Genomic DNA, 17,244 nt, shown 5'->3' on the forward strand with positions numbered 1-17,244 from the left:
TCCCGGCAGCAGGCCATGGCGGGCCATCAGGTTATGGACGGTGCTGAAGGCAGGCATGGTGTGTCCCTGGTCTTCGAGCCAGCGCTTAATCTTGCGGGCTCCCCAGCGTTCATGACGGGCATGTGCCATGCGCAGCAGGGCAGTGATGTCGTCTGACGAGCGGTTCGGGGAATGGTGCGGTATGCGCGGGCGGTCCTGAAGGCCGGCGGCGCCTTCCTGAACCCAGCGCTGAAGCCACTTGTAGCCGGTGGCAGGGGAAATGCCGTAGTGACGGCAGAGGGAACGGATGTTCGCCCCGTCCTGCGAGGCGAACAAAACAAACTCGGTACGTAATGACATGGTATCTCTCGCATCCCAGGGCATAAGCGACTCCATAAACGGGTTCTTATGCCTTAGTTGTAAGTGTCTACCATGTCCCCGAACAAGTGTTCACTATGTCCCCGGACCGTACACCCCAGAGGGGAGAGGGAAATAGATTAGGCGGGAGTAGGGTCGTCCCCCTTAATCTCGCGCTTCACTTCCGTATGCTCATCGCCTTTCTCGTTGCGCAGATGAACCTCAAGCTGGTTAAAGGCGATATTAATATCGTTTTCACGACACAGACGGTCAATGGTGCGGTTCAGCTCATCGACGGTGTAGCTGCGATCGCGCAGTTCGCGTACGTACAGGCGCAGCTCATGATCCAAAGTGCTCGGCCCGAAGGTGGTGAAGAATACCGCTGGCGCAGGATCGTGCATCACTTTTGGATGGTCGGCTGCCGCCTTCAGCAGTACCTCTTTCACCTTGTCCAGATCCGAGCCATAGGCCACCCCGAGTCGGATCACCACGCGAGTGGTGGTATCCGAGAGCGACCAGTTGATCAGACGCTCGGTCACAAACGCTTTGTTCGGGATGATCACCTCTTTACGATCGAAGTCGGTAATGGTGGTCGCACGAATGCGGATCTTGCTGACGGTCCCGGAGAAAGTACCGATGGTGACGGTATCGCCGATACGCACCGGACGTTCGAACAGGATAATCAGGCCAGAGACAAAGTTACCGAAGATCTCCTGCAAGCCGAAGCCCAGACCCACCGACAACGCCGCCGCCAGCCACTGGAGTTTATCCCACGAGACGCCCAGCGAGCCGAATACCGTCATCGCCCCGACAATAATAATGACATAGTTCAGGATGGTGGTAATGGCGTACGACGCCCCCTGACGCAGGTTCAGCCTTGAGAGCACCAGCACTTCCAGCAGACCCGGCAGGTTGCGGATCAACGCCCAGGCAACCACTGACGACACCAGCGCAAAGAGCAGGCTGCCCATGGTGACGCTTTTCATTACCGCAGCGCCCGCTTCGGTACCGTTGTATTGCCAGAGCGTGATACTGTCGAGGTAGGCGAAGACGGTAATTAAATCAGACCAGATGGCCCAGAACATCACCGCAAACAGGGCGATCATCACCAGCATGGTAATACGCATCGTTTGCTGGTTAACCTGCTCCAGAGCAATGGTCGGCTCTTCCTGCGGCTCTGCCCCTTCAGCCCCCTCTTTCACCTGATGCTGCCGACGGGCAACAGCACGACGATAAGCAATGCGGCGCGCCGCCACGCTCAAACCACGCAGCACGGTCTGGAACAGCAGGTTCCATACAATCACCAGATAAACCGTTTCGATCCAGCGACCGGACAGACGCAGCGTGGTATAGAAGTAACCCGTCGCCGTCAGCACCATCAGCGCCAGAGGAATGATCGCCAGTACCGTTACGGTAGCCAGACGAAGATTGTGGGACTCTTTATCCCGCCAGCTGTCGCGGCACATTGGCCACATCAGAACGGCAATCAGCAGCAGGTTCAGCATAATCACCAGTTGCCCCAGCACGTCATCCATCAGGTGCAGCGGGGAAAGCTCCGCCACAACTGACCAGAAGTGCAGCGGCAGCAGCGCGAGGCTGATGCGCACAATCTGGCGACGCCAGTGGCTGGTGAGTTTTTCCGGCATGTTGAAGTGGCGGACGGCGACGCCATCTTTTTCCAGCACTTTCCAGCACAGACCAAACACCAGCCAGAACAGCGCCAGCTTCTTGCTGAACGCCCACAGCAGATCGCTGATATTCAGCTGCATGGTCAGCAGGATCAGGCCCACGGCGAGTATCAACAGGCAGACCGGCAGAGCACGGATCAGATCGATCAGGATCGCTTTCGGGGTGTGCAGTTGGCTGTCGTTACGCAGTTGCCCCACTTCCGAGGCCAGCTTCGCCTGGTACTGTTTCAGCCATTTCAAACGCCAGCGTATGACGCCAGCGATGAGCAGCAAAGGCAGCCCCGTCAGGAAGGCAATCATCACCGCAGGCCAGGCTTTCTCCCAGTTCACGGTAATTTTCATGCTTTTGATCTGGGATTTCACCGTTTCCGGGAAAGATTTAAACCAGTCCCAGTCCATGGGTTTATTGCTGTTCACCCAGAAAATCTGCTGGGTCAGGATCTCCTGGAGGCTTTTAGAAACGCTCACCAGCTGCTGCTGGTTGATTTGCAGGTTAATCGCCATCATCAGCTGGTTGCCCAGCTGCTTGTTAAGCTGATCGAGCAATTCGCGGCGCATGTCCACCACCTGCAACAGCGCGTCGTGAACTTCAGCATTCACTTCACCTGAATGGCCCTCTTCCACTTTGGCAACGAAGGTATCGCTCTGAAATAGCGCATCGCGCTGCTGGTTAACGTCAAACTGTTCAAGACGCAAATCCGCAATGCGGTTGGTCATGTCTTCCAGCTCGTCGGCGGAAGGCAGCGTCTGCTGTTGCTGGTAGAGAATGCGCGACAGCAGCAGGCTGCCCTTCAGGACGGCAATCTGCTCCTTGACGTTGCGCTCGGCCTGCAAAGCGCGATCCAGCCAGTTTTTGACCTTAATATTCTGCTGCACCAGCGCGCTGCCGCTTTCAGTCGCCTGAATCAGACGCTCGCTCAGTTGGTGGTTAATCTCCAGCTCCTGCTTCACCAGCGGGTTGGCCTGAATACGGGCCGTCTCGTCTGGCGAAACCGCTTCCTGCGCCGTTTTTTCAGTCAGCGTCAGGCGCTTGCTGTTCACCGCTTCCTGCAACAGCTGAAGCTGATGCTCAAGCCGGTTGATATTCGCGGTCACGTAGTCACGCTGTTTTTGCAGCGCATCCTGTAGCACCGTGTTGCCTTCCAGGCTCTTACGCTGCTGTTCAATCTCCGCGTTTAGCAGCGTCTGTTGGATGTTCAGCAGCGTTTGCTGGGTGGGACGAAGCGCCCCTTCCCCCACGGTGATGCCATTCAGACGGTTACGTATCTGCTGTAGCTGTTGCGACGCCGAGTACATGGCGTTCTGCACGCGCTCAGGCTGGGTTTGCAGCGAAACCAGCTGGCTGTTGTAGGTTGAGAGATCGGATTGCGCCGTTTGCAGATCGTCCAGCAGCTGCGCCACGCGCGACTCAAGCTGGCGCAACGACAGCGTGGCAAGCGTTTTTCGGGTTTCATCGTCGTTATCGACGTCGCTGAGCGCACTCAGCGCCTCCGTTGCCTTACGCATGTTCTCCGGCGCCTGAGCGACCTTCTGCCGTAGCTGGGCCGTTTCGGCTTTGATGCGATCGATCTTGTCCAGCGTTTCCAGGGTTTCCGTCAGATCCTGCTGAACGAGTTTTTCCTGGGCGGAGAGATCTTTTTGCTTATTCAGGGTGTCGAGTTGCGACTGAACATCAGCACGCGTGGGAATGTCACTGCCGTTGTCTGCACGGGCCCATGAAAGCGGCGCGGCTGCAAAGTAAAACAGCAGGATCAAAAACAGGGCCAGAACAGGATGTTGCGAGCGATTGATGTGCAGCATAGTTGTGAATGTGATGTGAGAAATGACCGGAAATAGTCGGGCATGAAGGATATCACGCCCGGCTGAAGCAGAATAGTACGACGGAAAGGGTCTACGATTTTTCCCATGCCCGATCAGGCAGAGCGCGGGCTAAGTTTACTTTGAAGGGTCGGACAGAGCTGGCACATCTCAAGAAAAATTTCGACGTAGCTGCGCGCCTCTGATCTGAGATCGAACGACTCCGGAGCAAAAAGCCAGTTTTCCATCAGGCCGGAAATATAGCTGCGCATCAGGATCGCCGCCCGGCGGGTGAGTAATGTGGCAGGAAGCATTTTGGCCTGCATGCACTCCGTGAGGACCTGTTCGATGCGATCGTAGCTTTCCAGACACAGGTCGCGCTGCGCCTGTTGAACCACCGCCATTTCACCAACGAACTCACATTTATGGAAGATGATTTCCATCATCAGACGACGACGCTCTTCAACAACCGTCGCTTCAAGGATATATACTAGAATTTCTCTTAACACTGAGAGTGGATCGTGAGGGAATTTTGCCCGATACTCACTCTCAAGATCGCTAATGCTGGACTCTGAAAGCTCCCAGATTTCACCAAACAGATCGGACTTGTCTTTGAAATGCCAGTAAATCGCTCCCCGCGTGACGCCCGCGGCCTGAGCAATCTGTGCCAGCGAGGTTGCCGAAACACCCTGCTGTGAGAACAAACGCATTGCCACATCCAGAATGTGTTGTCGGGTTTCCAGCGCTTGTTGTTTGGTTTTTCGTGCCATACGTTGATGAATTTACAGGAGTCAGATTTACATACATTTATGAATGTATGTACCATAGCATGACGATAATATAAACGCAGCAATGGGTTTTTAGACTCAGGACCCTTGATCAATTTGAAATCGGACACTCGAGGTTTACATATGAACAAAAACAGAGGGTTAACGCCTCTGGCGGTCGTTCTGATGCTCTCAGGCAGCTTAGCGCTTACAGGATGTGACGACAAACAGGCTCAACAAGGAGCTCAGCAGGTGCCAGAAGTTGGCGTCGTGACGCTCAAATCCGAACCTCTCCAGATGACAACAGAACTACCGGGCCGCACCAGCGCCTACCGCATTGCGGAAGTGCGTCCGCAGGTGAGCGGTATCATCCTGAAACGTAACTTCACCGAAGGCGGTGATGTCAAGGCAGGCGAGTCTCTGTATCAGATTGATCCAGCAACCTATCAGGCGTCTTATGAGAGCGCTAAGGGCGATCTGGCCAAAGCCGAAGCGGCAGCCAAAATCTCGCAGCTGACGTTGAATCGTTACAAGAAACTGCTCGGCACGCAGTACATCAGCCAACAGGATTACGATTCTGCCCTGGCCGATGCACAGCAAGCCAACGCAGCCGTTGTGGCGGCGAAAGCGGCGGTAGAAACCGCGCGTATTAACCTGGCCTACACCAAAGTGACCTCCCCTATCAGCGGTCGCATTGGTAAATCAGCCGTCACCGAAGGTGCGCTGGTGCAGAACGGTCAAACCAACGCGCTGGCCACCGTGCAGCAGCTCGACCCGATCTACGTTGACGTCACCCAGTCCAGCAACGATTTCCTGCGTCTCAAACAGGAGCTGGCTAACGGCACCCTGAAACAGGAAAACGGTAAAGCCAAAGTGGAACTGGTTACCAACGACGGTATCAAGTTCTCACAGACTGGCACACTGGAATTTTCTGATGTGACCGTCGATCAGACCACCGGCTCTATCACCATCCGGGCCATTTTCCCCAATCCGGATAAAACCCTGCTGCCCGGTATGTTCGTACGCGCCCGTCTTGAGGAAGGGACTAACCCAAGCGCCATTCTGGTTCCTCAGCAAGGTGTGACCCGTACGCCACGCGGTGATGCGAGCGCACTGGTTGTGGGTGCCGATAACAAAGTCGAAACACGCAATATCACTGCAACGCAGGCGATTGGCGACAAGTGGCTGGTAACGGAAGGTCTGAAAGATGGCGATCGCGTAATTATTACTGGTTTGCAAAAAGTTCGTCCTGGTGCGCAGGTCAAAGCTCAGGAAGTGAAATCTGACGACAAACAACAAGCGTCGGCCGCTGGCCAGTCAGAACAAACCAAGTCTTAACTTAAACAGGAGCCGTTAAGACATGCCTAATTTCTTTATCGATCGCCCCATATTTGCGTGGGTGATCGCCATAATCATCATGCTGGCCGGGGGACTTGCGATCCTGAAGCTGCCTGTCGCGCAATATCCAACGATTGCGCCGCCGGCAGTGACGATCTCCGCAACCTATCCGGGCGCTGATGCCAAAACGGTGCAGGATACCGTTACGCAGGTTATCGAACAGAACATGAACGGTATCGATAACCTGATGTACATGTCCTCAAACAGTGACTCAACCGGTACGGTTCAGATCACCCTGACCTTTGAATCCGGTACGGATGCGGACATTGCACAGGTTCAGGTGCAGAACAAATTGCAGCTGGCGATGCCTCTGCTGCCGCAGGAAGTACAACAGCAGGGCGTGAGCGTCGAGAAATCGTCCAGTAGCTTCCTGATGGTTGTCGGCGTGATCAACACCAACGGCACCATGACGCAGGAGGATATTTCCGACTACGTGGGCGCCAACATGAAGGACGCCATCAGCCGTACGTCTGGTGTGGGTGACGTTCAGCTGTTCGGTTCCCAGTACGCGATGCGTATCTGGATGGATCCGAATAAACTGAACAACTTCCAGCTGACGCCGGTTGACGTGATCAGCGCAATTAAAGCGCAGAACGCCCAGGTTGCCGCCGGTCAGTTGGGTGGTACACCGCCGGTGAAAGGCCAGCAGCTTAACGCGTCGATCATCGCGCAAACGCGTCTGACCTCCGCCGATGAGTTCAGCAAAATTCTGCTGAAGGTGAATCAGGACGGTTCGCAGGTTCGCCTGCGTGACGTGGCGAAGGTTGAGCTGGGCGGTGAGAACTACGACATCATTGCGAAGTTCAACGGTAAACCGGCTTCCGGTCTGGGTATCAAACTGGCGACGGGCGCGAACGCCCTGGACACCGCGACGGCTATCCGTGCAGAACTGAAGAAGATGGAACCGTTCTTCCCGTCAGGTCTGAAAATCGTTTATCCGTATGACACCACGCCATTCGTTAAAATTTCGATTCACGAAGTGGTGAAAACCCTGGTTGAGGCGATCATTCTCGTCTTCCTGGTGATGTACTTGTTCCTGCAAAACTTCCGCGCAACGCTGATCCCAACCATCGCCGTGCCGGTTGTACTGCTCGGGACCTTCGCGGTGCTGGCGATATTTGGCTACTCGATAAACACCCTGACGATGTTCGGGATGGTGCTCGCCATCGGCCTGCTGGTGGATGACGCCATCGTGGTGGTCGAAAACGTCGAGCGTGTCATGGCGGAAGAAGGCCTGCCGCCGAAGGAAGCAACCCGTAAATCAATGGGCCAGATCCAGGGCGCGCTGGTCGGTATCGCGATGGTACTGTCTGCGGTATTTATCCCGATGGCCTTCTTTGGCGGCTCTACCGGTGCGATTTACCGTCAGTTCTCCATCACCATTGTTTCGGCGATGGCGCTGTCGGTACTGGTTGCACTGATCCTGACGCCAGCCCTGTGCGCGACGATGCTGAAGCCGATTCAGAAAGGCGGTCACGGCGAGCATAAAGGCTTCTTCGGCTGGTTCAACCGCATGTTTGATAAGAGTACGCACCACTACACCGACAGCGTGGGTAATATCCTGCGCAGCACCGGTCGTTACCTGCTGCTCTATATCATCATCGTGGTGGGCATGGCTTTCCTGTTCGTTCGTCTGCCAAGCTCGTTCCTGCCAGATGAAGATCAGGGCGTGTTCCTGAGTATGGCGCAGCTTCCGGCCGGTGCGACGCAAGAGCGTACGCAAAAGGTGCTGGATGAGATGACCGACTACTTCCTGACCAAAGAGAAAGACAACGTCGAATCCGTGTTTGCGGTTAACGGCTTTGGCTTCGCGGGTCGTGGTCAGAACACCGGTATCGCCTTCGTTTCTCTGAAAGACTGGTCTGAACGTCCGGGCGCAGAGAACAAGGTAGAAGCCATTACCGGCCGCGCGATGGGCACCTTCTCACAGATTAAAGATGCGATGGTCTTCGCCTTTAACCTGCCAGCGATTGTTGAACTGGGTACGGCGACCGGCTTCGACTTCCAGCTGATTGACCAGGGCGGTCTGGGCCACGAAAAACTGACTCAGGCGCGTAACCAGCTGTTTGGCGAGGTGGCAAAACACCCTGACCTGCTGGTGGGCGTTCGCCCTAACGGTCTGGAAGATACGCCGCAGTACAAGATCGATATCGACCAGGAAAAAGCGCAGGCGCTGGGTGTTTCCATCAGCGACATTAATACCACGCTGGGTGCAGCCTGGGGTGGCAGCTACGTCAACGACTTCATCGACCGTGGTCGCGTGAAGAAAGTCTACGTGATGTCCGAAGCGCAATACCGTATGCTGCCGAACGATATCAACAACTGGTATGTTCGCGGCAGCGATGGCCAGATGGTGCCATTCTCCGCCTTCTCAACCTCGCGCTGGGAATACGGTTCACCGCGTCTGGAGCGTTATAACGGCTTGCCATCGATGGAAATCCTCGGTCAGGCAGCGCCGGGCCGAAGCACCGGTGAAGCCATGAACCTGATGGAAGAACTGGCTAGCAAACTGCCTGCGGGTGTCGGCTACGACTGGACCGGCATGTCCTATCAGGAACGTCTGTCCGGTAACCAGGCCCCTGCCCTGTACGCCATTTCACTGATTGTGGTGTTCCTGTGTCTGGCGGCATTGTATGAGAGCTGGTCGATTCCATTCTCCGTTATGCTGGTGGTTCCGCTGGGGGTTATCGGTGCGCTGCTTGCCGCAACGTTCCGTGGGCTGACCAACGACGTTTACTTCCAGGTGGGCCTGCTGACAACCATTGGCTTGTCGGCGAAGAACGCGATACTAATCGTCGAATTCGCCAAAGATCTGATGGAGAAAGAAGGAAAAGGCCTGATTGAAGCAACGCTGGAAGCCGTTCGTATGCGTTTGCGTCCAATCCTGATGACGTCCCTGGCATTTATCCTCGGCGTTATGCCGCTGGTTATCAGCTCCGGCGCGGGCTCCGGCGCACAGAACGCAGTAGGTACCGGCGTAATGGGTGGGATGGTAACCGCGACCGTTCTTGCGATCTTCTTCGTACCGGTGTTCTTCGTGGTGGTTCGCCGCCGCTTCAGCCGTAAGAATGAAGACGTTGAGCACAATCATTCGGTAGAACATCACTGATACCGGTTTCACATGATAAAAAGGCCGCATTTGCGGCCTTTTTCTTTTTCAGAAAAAATCATAAAATAGACCTATTGCCTTTCTATTTATTTTCCTCTTTTTTAATAAGGCCTATCATAATAGGCCGATAACTTACACCAGGAACTCAGCATTCTTTTATTATCATTTCGTGACGTAAATTATTCGGACTATTCCTAAGCAATGGAAAATATCTGAAGATATCTGGTTTCGGACTTCACATGAAACTTTGCGCTAACTCAATGAATTCTAAGGAACCGATAAAAATCGTCTTTTTTATTGATTAACGCGTTCGCTGCAAAAGGTAGATTTGCGTAAAGGCTCGAACAGTAACGATTTAATTGTAATTTTTCGTAATAGCGCGGTGAAATCTTGATCAGAGTGGCTTATAGTTAGAGTTATCAGGAACACAGCTCCCGTGTGGCTAAGCAAGTTGTATCCATCCCGACATGATGTTCGGTGAGTAAAAAATCACTCAGAAGGGGATGCGCTATGGACGAGTACTCGCCAAAAAGGCATGATATCGCGCAGTTGAAATTTCTCTGCGAATCCTTGTACCATGACTGCCTTGCCAATCTTGAAGAAAGTAACCATGGCTGGGTGAACGATCCAACGTCTGCTATCAATTTACAGCTTAACGAGCTGATCGAGCATATCGCCACCTTCGCACTTAATTATAAAATTAAGTACAATGAAGATAATAAGTTGATAGAGCAAATTGATGAATACCTGGACGACACCTTTATGTTGTTCAGCAGCTACGGCATTAACGCACAGGATTTGCAGAAATGGCGTAAATCAGGAAACCGTCTATTTCGCTGCTTCACTAATGTCAGCAGAGCTAATCCGGTTAGTCTTTCCTGTTAAAATTATTACAATTACTAAGGTGAATTTATGTCTGATAAACCATTAACAAAAGTCGATTATTTGATGCGCCTGCGACGCTGCCAGTCAATTGACACCCTTGAACGAGTTATTGAGAAAAATAAATACGAGCTGTCTGATAATGAACTGGCGGTATTTTATTCAGCTGCCGACCATCGTCTTGCTGAGCTGACCATGAATAAACTGTATGACAAGATCCCCTCTTCGGTGTGGAAATTTGTTCGTTAATCGTTGAAGAGAGACTGTAAAGGCATTACGCCCGTTGTTAAGCTGAATTTACCTTTCGAATTACGCTTCAAATGCAAACGCCAGGTTCCCGTATAAAACGTATTTATGCGCAAGAATGTTGTGACTCCCGTCACAGCCACTTTTAGGGAACGTTCCCTTTCTGGTTAATCCTCTTTACGCTGCGTAAAACGATTCCAGAGAGGTTCCCATGAGTGAAGAAAAACAGAAGATGATTGCAGGTGAATATTACCGCCCTGGCGATGACACGCTGAGGGCTGACCGTTTACGCGCGCGTCATCTTGTTCACCGCTATAACCATACCGCACCCGATGAGAAGGCCGAACGTCGCGCCTTATTAGCTGACCTGCTGGGTCAAAGCGAAGGTGCCTATATAGAGCCAAGCTTCCGCTGCGACTACGGGTATAACATCTATCTGGGCAAAAATTTTTACGCCAACTTTGACTGCGTCATGCTGGACGTCTGTCCTGTCCGCATTGGCGATAACTGTATGCTGGCGCCGGGAGTGCACATTTATACGGCCACGCATCCTCTGGATGCGACCGAACGTAACAGCGGGCTGGAGTACGGTAAACCGGTCACCATTGGTGATAATGTCTGGATCGGCGGACGCGCGGTGATTAATCCAGGCGTGACCATTGGCGATAATGCGGTTATCGCTTCCGGCGCGGTAGTGACCAAAGACGTGCCGGCCAATGCGGTAGTGGGCGGGAATCCGGCGAAAATCATTAAAATGATCTAAGTGCATCCTGAGTAACTGTTATGCTTTTTCCTGGCATAACTGTTACTTTCATCGCATAAACCCCTCTCATAAAATAGGCAGATCACCTGTATTTTTAACAATCATAAAGGCAAAAAATGACAGAGATACAGCGCCTGCTTACCGCCACCATCGACGATCTCAATACCCGCGAAAAGCGCGACAATCGCCCGCGCTTTAGCATCAGCTTTATTCGCAAACACCCCGGATTGTTCGTCGCCATGTACGCCGCCTGGCTGGCAACGCTTATCGTCATGCTGAAGTCTGAAACACTGGTCGATTCCGTCTGGCTACTGGTTGTGCTGTTCGTGGTGTTTAACGCGTTTTTCTTTTTCGACGTCAATCCGCGTTACCGGTATGAAGATATCGACGTACTCGATTTCCGCGTGTGCTACAACGGGGAGTGGTACAACACGCGCTACGTGCCGAAGGAGCTGATCGACAATATCCTGCTCTCGCCGGCCGTCGAAGCCGGGCAAAAAGAGAAGTTGCAGAAAATGGTCATCACTAAGGGCCAGCTCTCTTTTTATGATGTCTTTACCCTTTCCCGCCCCACTGCTGTGTAATGAGCGCCTGAAGACGTCGGATGCCCGGCGCAAACTGCGAAGCAGAGGTATTACCGTAACCTAAAACCAGACCGGTTTGCCCCTGCTTCGTCTCAAGGTAATACCCGCTCAGCGCAGCGGGTGCCAGCTGAAACGCTCTCGCCTGCTCCACCAGCCGCTGGTCGTCGATACCGTCAATCGCCAGCGTCAGGTGCATTCCCCCTTCCCCGGCAAGAACACGGTGCGGCGTATGAAGCTCTGCGCTCAGCACCTCCCGCAGCTGGCGGTAACGCTTACGATAAAGGCGGCGCATGGCGGCAAGATGTCGTGCATAGTGGCCTTCCTCAATAAACAGCGCCAGGGTGCGCTGTTCAGCGCGATGCCCGCCGCGCAGCAGCGAGCCGATGGCCGGACGCGCCGCCTTCGCCAGCGCTGGCGGTAACACCATGAACCCCATCCGGAGCGATGGAAACAGCGTTTTGCTGAACGTCCCCAGATACACAACGGGCGCATTGTTGACCATTCCCAGCATCGCCGGGACGGGCTCACCGGTATAACGAAATTCGCTGTCGTAATCATCCTCAATGATCCACGCGCTGTGCTGCCGGGCCAGTTCCAGCAGCGCCAGACGCCGCCGCGCGCTGAGCACGCTTCCGCAAGGGAACTGATGCGATGGCGAGGTAAAAATCAGCGTGGGTGAAGGCGCAGACAGCCCTTCCCAGCACATCCCCTCGTCATCCACCGGTATGCCTGTCATCGCCAGGCCGGTTTTGACAAAAGCGCTTTTGGCGCCGCTATAGCCGGGATTTTCCACCCAGGCGACATCCCCCGGCTCGCTTAACAGCATCGTGCAGAGATTGACGCCCTCCAGCGCCCCTTCGGTTATCACTATCTGGCTGGCATCGCAGTCAATGCCGCGGGAGAGCGCAAGATGGCGGGCAATGGCGGCCCGCAGCGTCGGCTCGCCGGCCGGGTCGCCATACCCTAACAGGGCGCTTCCCTCCTCGCGCAGGACGCGATCGTACAACCGCCGCCACAGCGGCAAGGGGAAATAGTTGATGGCAGGCGTTCCCGGCGTAAACGCCATCACCGGAGTGTCGCGCGGCACAGGCGCGGGCAGCAGGGCGACACGTTTTGTCAGCCTGACGTCCGGGTCCGGTAATGTCCGGGTAATCGTCCGAGGAGCGAATTGCCCCACCCGCGTACCCTGGCGGCTACGCAGCAAATAACCTTCGAGCGTGAGCTGGTCCAGCGCGGCATTGACGGTGTTTCGGGACACTGAGATCTGCTGTGCCAGCGTTCGCGAGCCGGGAAAATGGCTGCCGGACCGGAGCCTTCCGCACAGTATGGCCTCCCGCAAAGCAAGATAGAGCGCACGCTGGAGCGTCTCTCCCCCACGTTTTTTCAGCGCAGCATGGATCAAGGTGTAAAGCTCATCACCCGGTATATTCATCTTTCCTCCTCGTGGTACCAGAAAAACATAGCCTGGTGGTTCTTTTTAAGGAACCAGCAATTCATTAATCTGGAGATCTTTTCAATGTGACGGGAATAAAGATGAATACATTCAATGAGTTTGGACAAGCTGTAGGGGAAAGCCTTTTCGACTGGCAGCCTCGCCCGCACCCGTCCCGGGTGATACTTCAGGGTCGCTATTGTCGGCTTGAGCCGCTGCGCGTGGAGCATGCCCCGGCGTTGTTCTCTGCGTATTCCCTGGCCGGAGATACCCGAAGCTGGACGTGGCTGCTGCGTGAACCCGATGCCACCGCAGAGGAGTTTGCCGAATGGGTGGCAAGCGTAAGCGAATTAGCCGATCCCATCCACTTTACCGTTATCGATAACCAGACCCAGTCTCCTGTCGGGACGCTGTCCCTGATGCGGATCGATCCTAAAAACGGCGTTGTGGAAGTGGGACATGTTCACTTCTCGTCACTGTTAAGTCGCACGCCCATGTCGACAGAAGCGCAGTATCTGCTGATGCGGTACGTGTTCGATACCCTGGGCTACCGGCGTTATGAATGGAAGTGCAACAGCCTGAACGAACCATCCCGCAAAGCGGCTCTGCGTCTGGGCTTTCAGTTTGAAGGGCGTTTTCGCCAGGCGCTGGTCATTAAAGGCCGAAACCGGGACACCGACTGGTTTTCAATTCTCGACAAAGAGTGGCCAGCGCTGGCGAGCGCGTTTGAAAGCTGGCTTGCCACCGACAATTTTACCGCCGATGGCAAACAGAAAAGCTCCCTGGAAAGCTGGCGAGAGACGCGCGTTTAGCGTCTTTTTTTACGTCCCTGCACCGCCTTAAAGCGCGGGTTAGATTTGCAGATCACGTATAAGCGTCCCTTGCGTTTGACTATCTGGCAATCCGGGTGACGCTGTTTTGCACTGCGTAATGAGTTCAGCACCTGCATGATTAGCCTCGCTTCGCATCAAGAAAGCCACCAAAACGCTTGCGGAAGCGTGCCGCGCTGCCATCCGTCGAGAAGGTCTTCTGCTTCCCGGTATAAAACGGATGTGATTTAGAGGAGACATCAAGGGTAACGTAGGGATACGTTTTCCCCTCCAGCTCAATTTCACGGTCTGTCTTAATTGTTGAGCCGACTTTAAAGTATTCATTAGCCGTGGTGTCGTGAAACACAACGGTGCGATAGGTTGGATGGATATTCGGTTTCATCTCTGGCCTTCATGTATTGTTATAACATAACAAAATACTATCTGAGCTTTACTGCAAAAACAACCCCTGTGACGCACAGCCTGTTTTGAAAGGTTGATTCAGATACCTGCCTGAGACTGTCACATGCTATAACTATATCATTTAGCGATAAAAAACTTTTTCTTCTGGCGCGCAAACTCCAGGCCCAAGGTGGGCATATGGAAAGGATAAAGCAGCATGCGAACCCGACATCTGGTCAGCCTGGTAACAGGCATACTGATCTTCTCTGTGCTGGTCCCTGTGTGCCTCAGTATCTGGCTGGCGCATCGTCAGGCAGAGGATAAATTTGTGGACGCTCTGGACAGCTATGCCTCGCGCGTCCTGATCCGTACCGACAGAGTCGTTGCGCAGGCAAAACAGGCGCTCACGCACCTACAGACATTCCACGCCCCACCCTGCACTCCCCCGCATTTACGCGAAATGCGCCGGGTCGCGTTCTCCTGGCGCTATATTCAGGAAGTGATGTATACCGATAACCTGAAGCCGCTCTGCTCATCCCTGGAACAATCCAGTAATACGGCGATCTTGCCGCCCCCGATGCGGATCACCGCAGACGGGTATAGCGCGTGGCTCACCTCGCAAAACGACCTCGGCATTCACCGTTATATGGCCGTGCTGGGGAAAGGACATTATCTGGTGATGGTTGATCCGGCCTCGCTTGTGGATGTTGTTCCTTTCGGTGATATTTCGATGGATGCCGCCCTGGTGGGCAGCGAAACCCATCGGATATTTGCCAGAAGCAATATTGTCGACCCGTATATTCTTTCTGTCGTTAAGGAGCAGCAGGACGTTACGCGCGTGCAATACAACGGCTCGATGTACGTATTGAAGCCTGTACCCGAACTGGGGTTTACGGTGATCGCGTGGGCGTCGTTAAAACCGCTGGCGGAATCCTGGCACCAGCAGCTGATCATCTGGCTACCGGCTGGCATCTTGCTAAGCCTGGCTGGTGCCCTTATTGTCCTGCGCATCCTCCGCCGTTTGCTGTCCCCGCGTCACCGCCTGATCGACGCAATCAACAACCGGGAGATCGAGGTTTACTATCAGCCCATCGTAGCGCTGTGCAGTGGAAAACTGGTGGGTGCTGAAGCGCTGATGCGCTGGCCGCAGCCAGATGGCAGTCACCTGTCGCCCAATCTCTTTGTGCCGCTGGCTGAGCAGACGGGGCTTATTTCAACGCTGACGCAGCTGGTGGTGAATAAGGTGTTTGAGGATTTAGGCGCCTGGCTGCATCATCACCCGGAACTGCACATTTCTGTCAACCTTGCGCCATCCGATTTAACGTCCCCCGAGCTGCCTCGCCAGCTGAGTCAGTTGCTCAACAAATGGGGCGTCCACCCGCGCCAGATCGCCCTTGAATTGACCGAGCGCGGCTTTGCCGATCCCGCCGTCAGCGTGCCTGCCATCGCTGCGTTTCGCCGCGCCGGGCACGCTATCTACATTGATGATTTTGGTACGGGTTACTCCAGCCTGAGCTATTTGCAGGATCTGGATGTCGATACCCTGAAGATTGATAAATCCTTTGTGGATGCGCTGGAGTACAAGAACGTGACTCCCCACATCATCGAAATGGCCAAATCGCTTAAACTGGCGATGGTCGCAGAAGGCATTGAAACTGAAGGGCAGATCGAATGGTTGCATCGCCACGGCGTGCAGTACGGCCAGGGCTGGTATTTCAGCAAGGCGCTGCCTAAAGAGGATTTCATTCTCTGGGCCGGGCACAATCTGGAGAAGCACATTACTTAAGGTACGATTTGATCACCTGCATCACGACCCCGAGATCGGCCTCGCGCTGCGCTTCCTCTGGCTCTTTCACCACGTGATCGGTTAAATGTCCCTCAATCACTTGCATCATCATGCCGTTTACCGCACCCCTGATCGCCGCCAGTTGCTGTAACACCTCGGCGCATTCATGATCGCTGTTAAGCATTTTTTCCAGCGCAGCGCTTTGCCCCTGAATTTTTTTCAGGCGGGTCAATAACTTCTTTTTATCACGAACTGTGTGTGACATCGCTTAGCTCCTCTTTGGTGGCGTAAAAAGCATATCACGCTCTACTCCCCCTGGGTATTTTTCTACTGGGGGGTAGTATTATACTACTGGGGGGGAGTAGTTTTCTCGGCATGTTTTCCACCCCGGAATGTTCAATGAACGATTTTTCTTCTCTTCTACAGCAGGGTAACGCCTGGCTGTTTGTCCCCAGCGCCATCCTGCTTGGCGCGCTCCATGGCCTTGAGCCAGGCCATTCAAAAACAATGATGGCGGCTTTCATTGTGGCGATCCGCGGTACGCTGAAACAGGCTGTGTTGCTTGGGTTGTCCGCAACGCTGTCTCATACGGCGGTCGTCTGGATCATTGCGATGGCGGGATTATGGTTTGGTCGGGGATGGGATGCAGATACTTCTGAGCCCTGGTTTCAGTTGATTTCCGGGGTTCTGATCGTGTTGATCGCCCTGTGGATGGCGTGGCGAACCTGGCATGAGAGCCAGCCGCATCACCACCATGATGATCATCATCACCATCATGATCATCACGACCACGCGCATCATCACGACCACACGTCTCCTCTGGTTGAAGAGGAGTGGCAGGATGCCCACCAGCGCACACACGCCCAGGACATTAACCGACGCTTCAACGGTAAAGAGGTCACCACCGGGCAAATCGCGCTATTCGGCCTGACCGGTGGGCTTATCCCCTGTCCGGCCTCCATTACGGTGCTGCTGATCTGCCTGCAACTGAAACATTTCGCGCTCGGCGCCACGCTGGTGTTCAGTTTCAGTATCGGACTGGCGCTCACTCTCGTCGCCTCTGGCGCAATTGCCGCATTAAGCATGAAACATGCGGCGAAGCGCTGGCCCGGCTTTAGCGCCTTTTCGCGCAAGGCGCCGTGGATCTCAGCGGCACTGATCGCGGTAGTCGGGATTTATATGAGCATTCACGGCGCAAGCGGGATCCTGAGATAAGCATTGCGGCCACGGCAGTGGCCGCACGTG

The 17,244-nt window shown here is 54.3% G+C and carries 16 protein-coding genes; 9 read left to right on the forward strand and 7 right to left on the reverse strand.

Going from position 1 to position 17,244, the window contains the following annotated elements:
• The 3 genes from SK62_RS15875 to acrR form a co-directional block, all read right to left on the reverse strand.
• A partial coding sequence (locus SK62_RS15875) for a helix-turn-helix domain-containing protein (protein WP_156173210.1) occupies positions 1–375 on the reverse strand: 375 nt, incomplete at its 3' end.
• A gap of 101 nt (positions 376–476) precedes the next feature.
• Positions 477–3,824 carry a mechanosensitive channel MscK gene (mscK, locus tag SK62_RS15880; RefSeq protein ID WP_048249726.1) on the reverse strand — a complete coding sequence of 1,116 codons (3,348 nt, stop codon included), beginning with the start codon at positions 3,822–3,824 and terminating at the stop codon, positions 477–479.
• 113 nt (positions 3,825–3,937) lie between these two features.
• Complete coding sequence (gene acrR / locus SK62_RS15885) at positions 3,938–4,591, reverse strand: multidrug efflux transporter transcriptional repressor AcrR (RefSeq protein ID WP_015571247.1); 654 nt, start codon at positions 4,589–4,591, stop codon at positions 3,938–3,940.
• A gap of 141 nt (positions 4,592–4,732) precedes the next feature.
• Between acrR and acrA the strand changes: the two genes are divergently transcribed.
• The 6 genes from acrA (at position 4,733) to SK62_RS15915 (ending at position 11,570) form a co-directional block, all read left to right on the forward strand.
• A complete protein-coding gene (gene acrA / locus SK62_RS15890; protein ID WP_017694395.1) occupies positions 4,733–5,926 on the forward strand; it encodes a multidrug efflux RND transporter periplasmic adaptor subunit AcrA in 1,194 nt (397 codons plus the stop codon).
• A gap of 22 nt (positions 5,927–5,948) precedes the next feature.
• Entirely contained in the window at positions 5,949–9,095 is a 3,147-nt protein-coding gene (gene acrB, locus SK62_RS15895) for a multidrug efflux RND transporter permease subunit AcrB (protein ID WP_015571248.1), read from the forward strand.
• A 510-nt stretch (positions 9,096–9,605) separates the two neighbouring features.
• On the forward strand, positions 9,606–9,980 hold the full coding sequence (tomB, locus tag SK62_RS15900; protein ID WP_006809850.1) for an Hha toxicity modulator TomB: 375 nt from the start codon (positions 9,606–9,608) through the stop codon (positions 9,978–9,980).
• 27 nt (positions 9,981–10,007) lie between these two features.
• Positions 10,008–10,226: an HHA domain-containing protein gene (locus SK62_RS15905; protein ID WP_015571250.1), complete on the forward strand. Its 219-nt coding sequence runs from the start codon at positions 10,008–10,010 to the stop codon at positions 10,224–10,226.
• Between the two features lie 208 nt (positions 10,227–10,434).
• Positions 10,435–10,986 (forward strand): maltose O-acetyltransferase, encoded by a 552-nt coding sequence (maa, locus tag SK62_RS15910; RefSeq protein WP_045339381.1) that lies wholly within the window; start codon positions 10,435–10,437, stop codon positions 10,984–10,986.
• A gap of 116 nt (positions 10,987–11,102) precedes the next feature.
• Entirely contained in the window at positions 11,103–11,570 is a 468-nt protein-coding gene (locus SK62_RS15915) for a YlaC family protein (RefSeq protein WP_023296041.1), read from the forward strand.
• On the opposite strand, the gene SK62_RS15920 is transcribed toward SK62_RS15915, so the two are convergent.
• The gene (locus tag SK62_RS15920) at positions 11,542–13,002 is read right to left on the reverse strand and encodes a MocR-like pyridoxine biosynthesis transcription factor PdxR (RefSeq protein WP_047718606.1); all 1,461 of its coding nucleotides are present in this window, start codon (positions 13,000–13,002) and stop codon (positions 11,542–11,544) included. The genes SK62_RS15915 and SK62_RS15920 overlap by 29 nt on opposite strands.
• Before the next feature lie 101 nt (positions 13,003–13,103).
• On the opposite strand from SK62_RS15920, the gene SK62_RS15925 reads away from it, so the two are divergent.
• The gene (locus tag SK62_RS15925) at positions 13,104–13,814 is read left to right on the forward strand and encodes a GNAT family N-acetyltransferase (protein ID WP_023296039.1); all 711 of its coding nucleotides are present in this window, start codon (positions 13,104–13,106) and stop codon (positions 13,812–13,814) included.
• Here the strand turns inward: SK62_RS15925 and ykgO are convergent.
• Together ykgO and SK62_RS15935 are read right to left on the reverse strand one after the other, a co-directional pair.
• Entirely contained in the window at positions 13,811–13,951 is a 141-nt protein-coding gene (gene ykgO / locus SK62_RS15930) for a type B 50S ribosomal protein L36 (protein WP_003859006.1), read from the reverse strand. The genes SK62_RS15925 and ykgO overlap by 4 nt on opposite strands.
• Before the next feature lie 2 nt (positions 13,952–13,953).
• Entirely contained in the window at positions 13,954–14,214 is a 261-nt protein-coding gene (locus SK62_RS15935) for a type B 50S ribosomal protein L31 (RefSeq protein WP_015571255.1), read from the reverse strand.
• 216 nt (positions 14,215–14,430) lie between these two features.
• On the opposite strand from SK62_RS15935, the gene SK62_RS15940 reads away from it, so the two are divergent.
• On the forward strand, positions 14,431–15,999 hold the full coding sequence (locus SK62_RS15940) for an EAL domain-containing protein (RefSeq protein ID WP_047718605.1): 1,569 nt from the start codon (positions 14,431–14,433) through the stop codon (positions 15,997–15,999).
• On the opposite strand, the gene SK62_RS15945 is transcribed toward SK62_RS15940, so the two are convergent.
• A complete protein-coding gene (locus tag SK62_RS15945; RefSeq protein WP_015571258.1) occupies positions 15,992–16,264 on the reverse strand; it encodes a metal-sensing transcriptional repressor in 273 nt (90 codons plus the stop codon). The two genes, SK62_RS15940 and SK62_RS15945, sit on opposite strands and share 8 nt — an antisense overlap.
• A 134-nt stretch (positions 16,265–16,398) precedes the next feature.
• On the opposite strand from SK62_RS15945, the gene SK62_RS15950 reads away from it, so the two are divergent.
• Positions 16,399–17,214, forward strand: a complete 816-nt coding sequence (locus tag SK62_RS15950; RefSeq protein WP_047718603.1) for a nickel/cobalt efflux protein RcnA — start codon at positions 16,399–16,401, stop codon at positions 17,212–17,214.
• Positions 17,215–17,244 lie beyond the last annotated feature (30 nt).

Origin of the sequence: Enterobacter sp. BIDMC109, assembly GCF_001037885.1 — a bacterium.
GTDB lineage: Bacteria > Pseudomonadota > Gammaproteobacteria > Enterobacterales > Enterobacteriaceae > Enterobacter > Enterobacter hormaechei_C.

Coding starts and splice junctions, on each gene's coding strand:
- mscK (WP_048249726.1), bottom strand. CDS start 3,824: ATGCTGCACATCAATCGCTCGCAACATCCTGTTCTGGCCCTGTTTTTG.
- acrR (WP_015571247.1), bottom strand. CDS start 4,591: ATGGCACGAAAAACCAAACAACAAGCGCTGGAAACCCGACAACACATT.
- acrA (WP_017694395.1), top strand. CDS start 4,733: ATGAACAAAAACAGAGGGTTAACGCCTCTGGCGGTCGTTCTGATGCTC.
- acrB (WP_015571248.1), top strand. CDS start 5,949: ATGCCTAATTTCTTTATCGATCGCCCCATATTTGCGTGGGTGATCGCC.
- tomB (WP_006809850.1), top strand. CDS start 9,606: ATGGACGAGTACTCGCCAAAAAGGCATGATATCGCGCAGTTGAAATTT.
- SK62_RS15905 (WP_015571250.1), top strand. CDS start 10,008: ATGTCTGATAAACCATTAACAAAAGTCGATTATTTGATGCGCCTGCGA.
- maa (WP_045339381.1), top strand. CDS start 10,435: ATGAGTGAAGAAAAACAGAAGATGATTGCAGGTGAATATTACCGCCCT.
- SK62_RS15915 (WP_023296041.1), top strand. CDS start 11,103: ATGACAGAGATACAGCGCCTGCTTACCGCCACCATCGACGATCTCAAT.
- SK62_RS15920 (WP_047718606.1), bottom strand. CDS start 13,002: ATGAATATACCGGGTGATGAGCTTTACACCTTGATCCATGCTGCGCTG.
- SK62_RS15925 (WP_023296039.1), top strand. CDS start 13,104: ATGAATACATTCAATGAGTTTGGACAAGCTGTAGGGGAAAGCCTTTTC.
- ykgO (WP_003859006.1), bottom strand. CDS start 13,951: ATGCAGGTGCTGAACTCATTACGCAGTGCAAAACAGCGTCACCCGGAT.
- SK62_RS15935 (WP_015571255.1), bottom strand. CDS start 14,214: ATGAAACCGAATATCCATCCAACCTATCGCACCGTTGTGTTTCACGAC.
- SK62_RS15940 (WP_047718605.1), top strand. CDS start 14,431: ATGCGAACCCGACATCTGGTCAGCCTGGTAACAGGCATACTGATCTTC.
- SK62_RS15945 (WP_015571258.1), bottom strand. CDS start 16,264: ATGTCACACACAGTTCGTGATAAAAAGAAGTTATTGACCCGCCTGAAA.
- SK62_RS15950 (WP_047718603.1), top strand. CDS start 16,399: ATGAACGATTTTTCTTCTCTTCTACAGCAGGGTAACGCCTGGCTGTTT.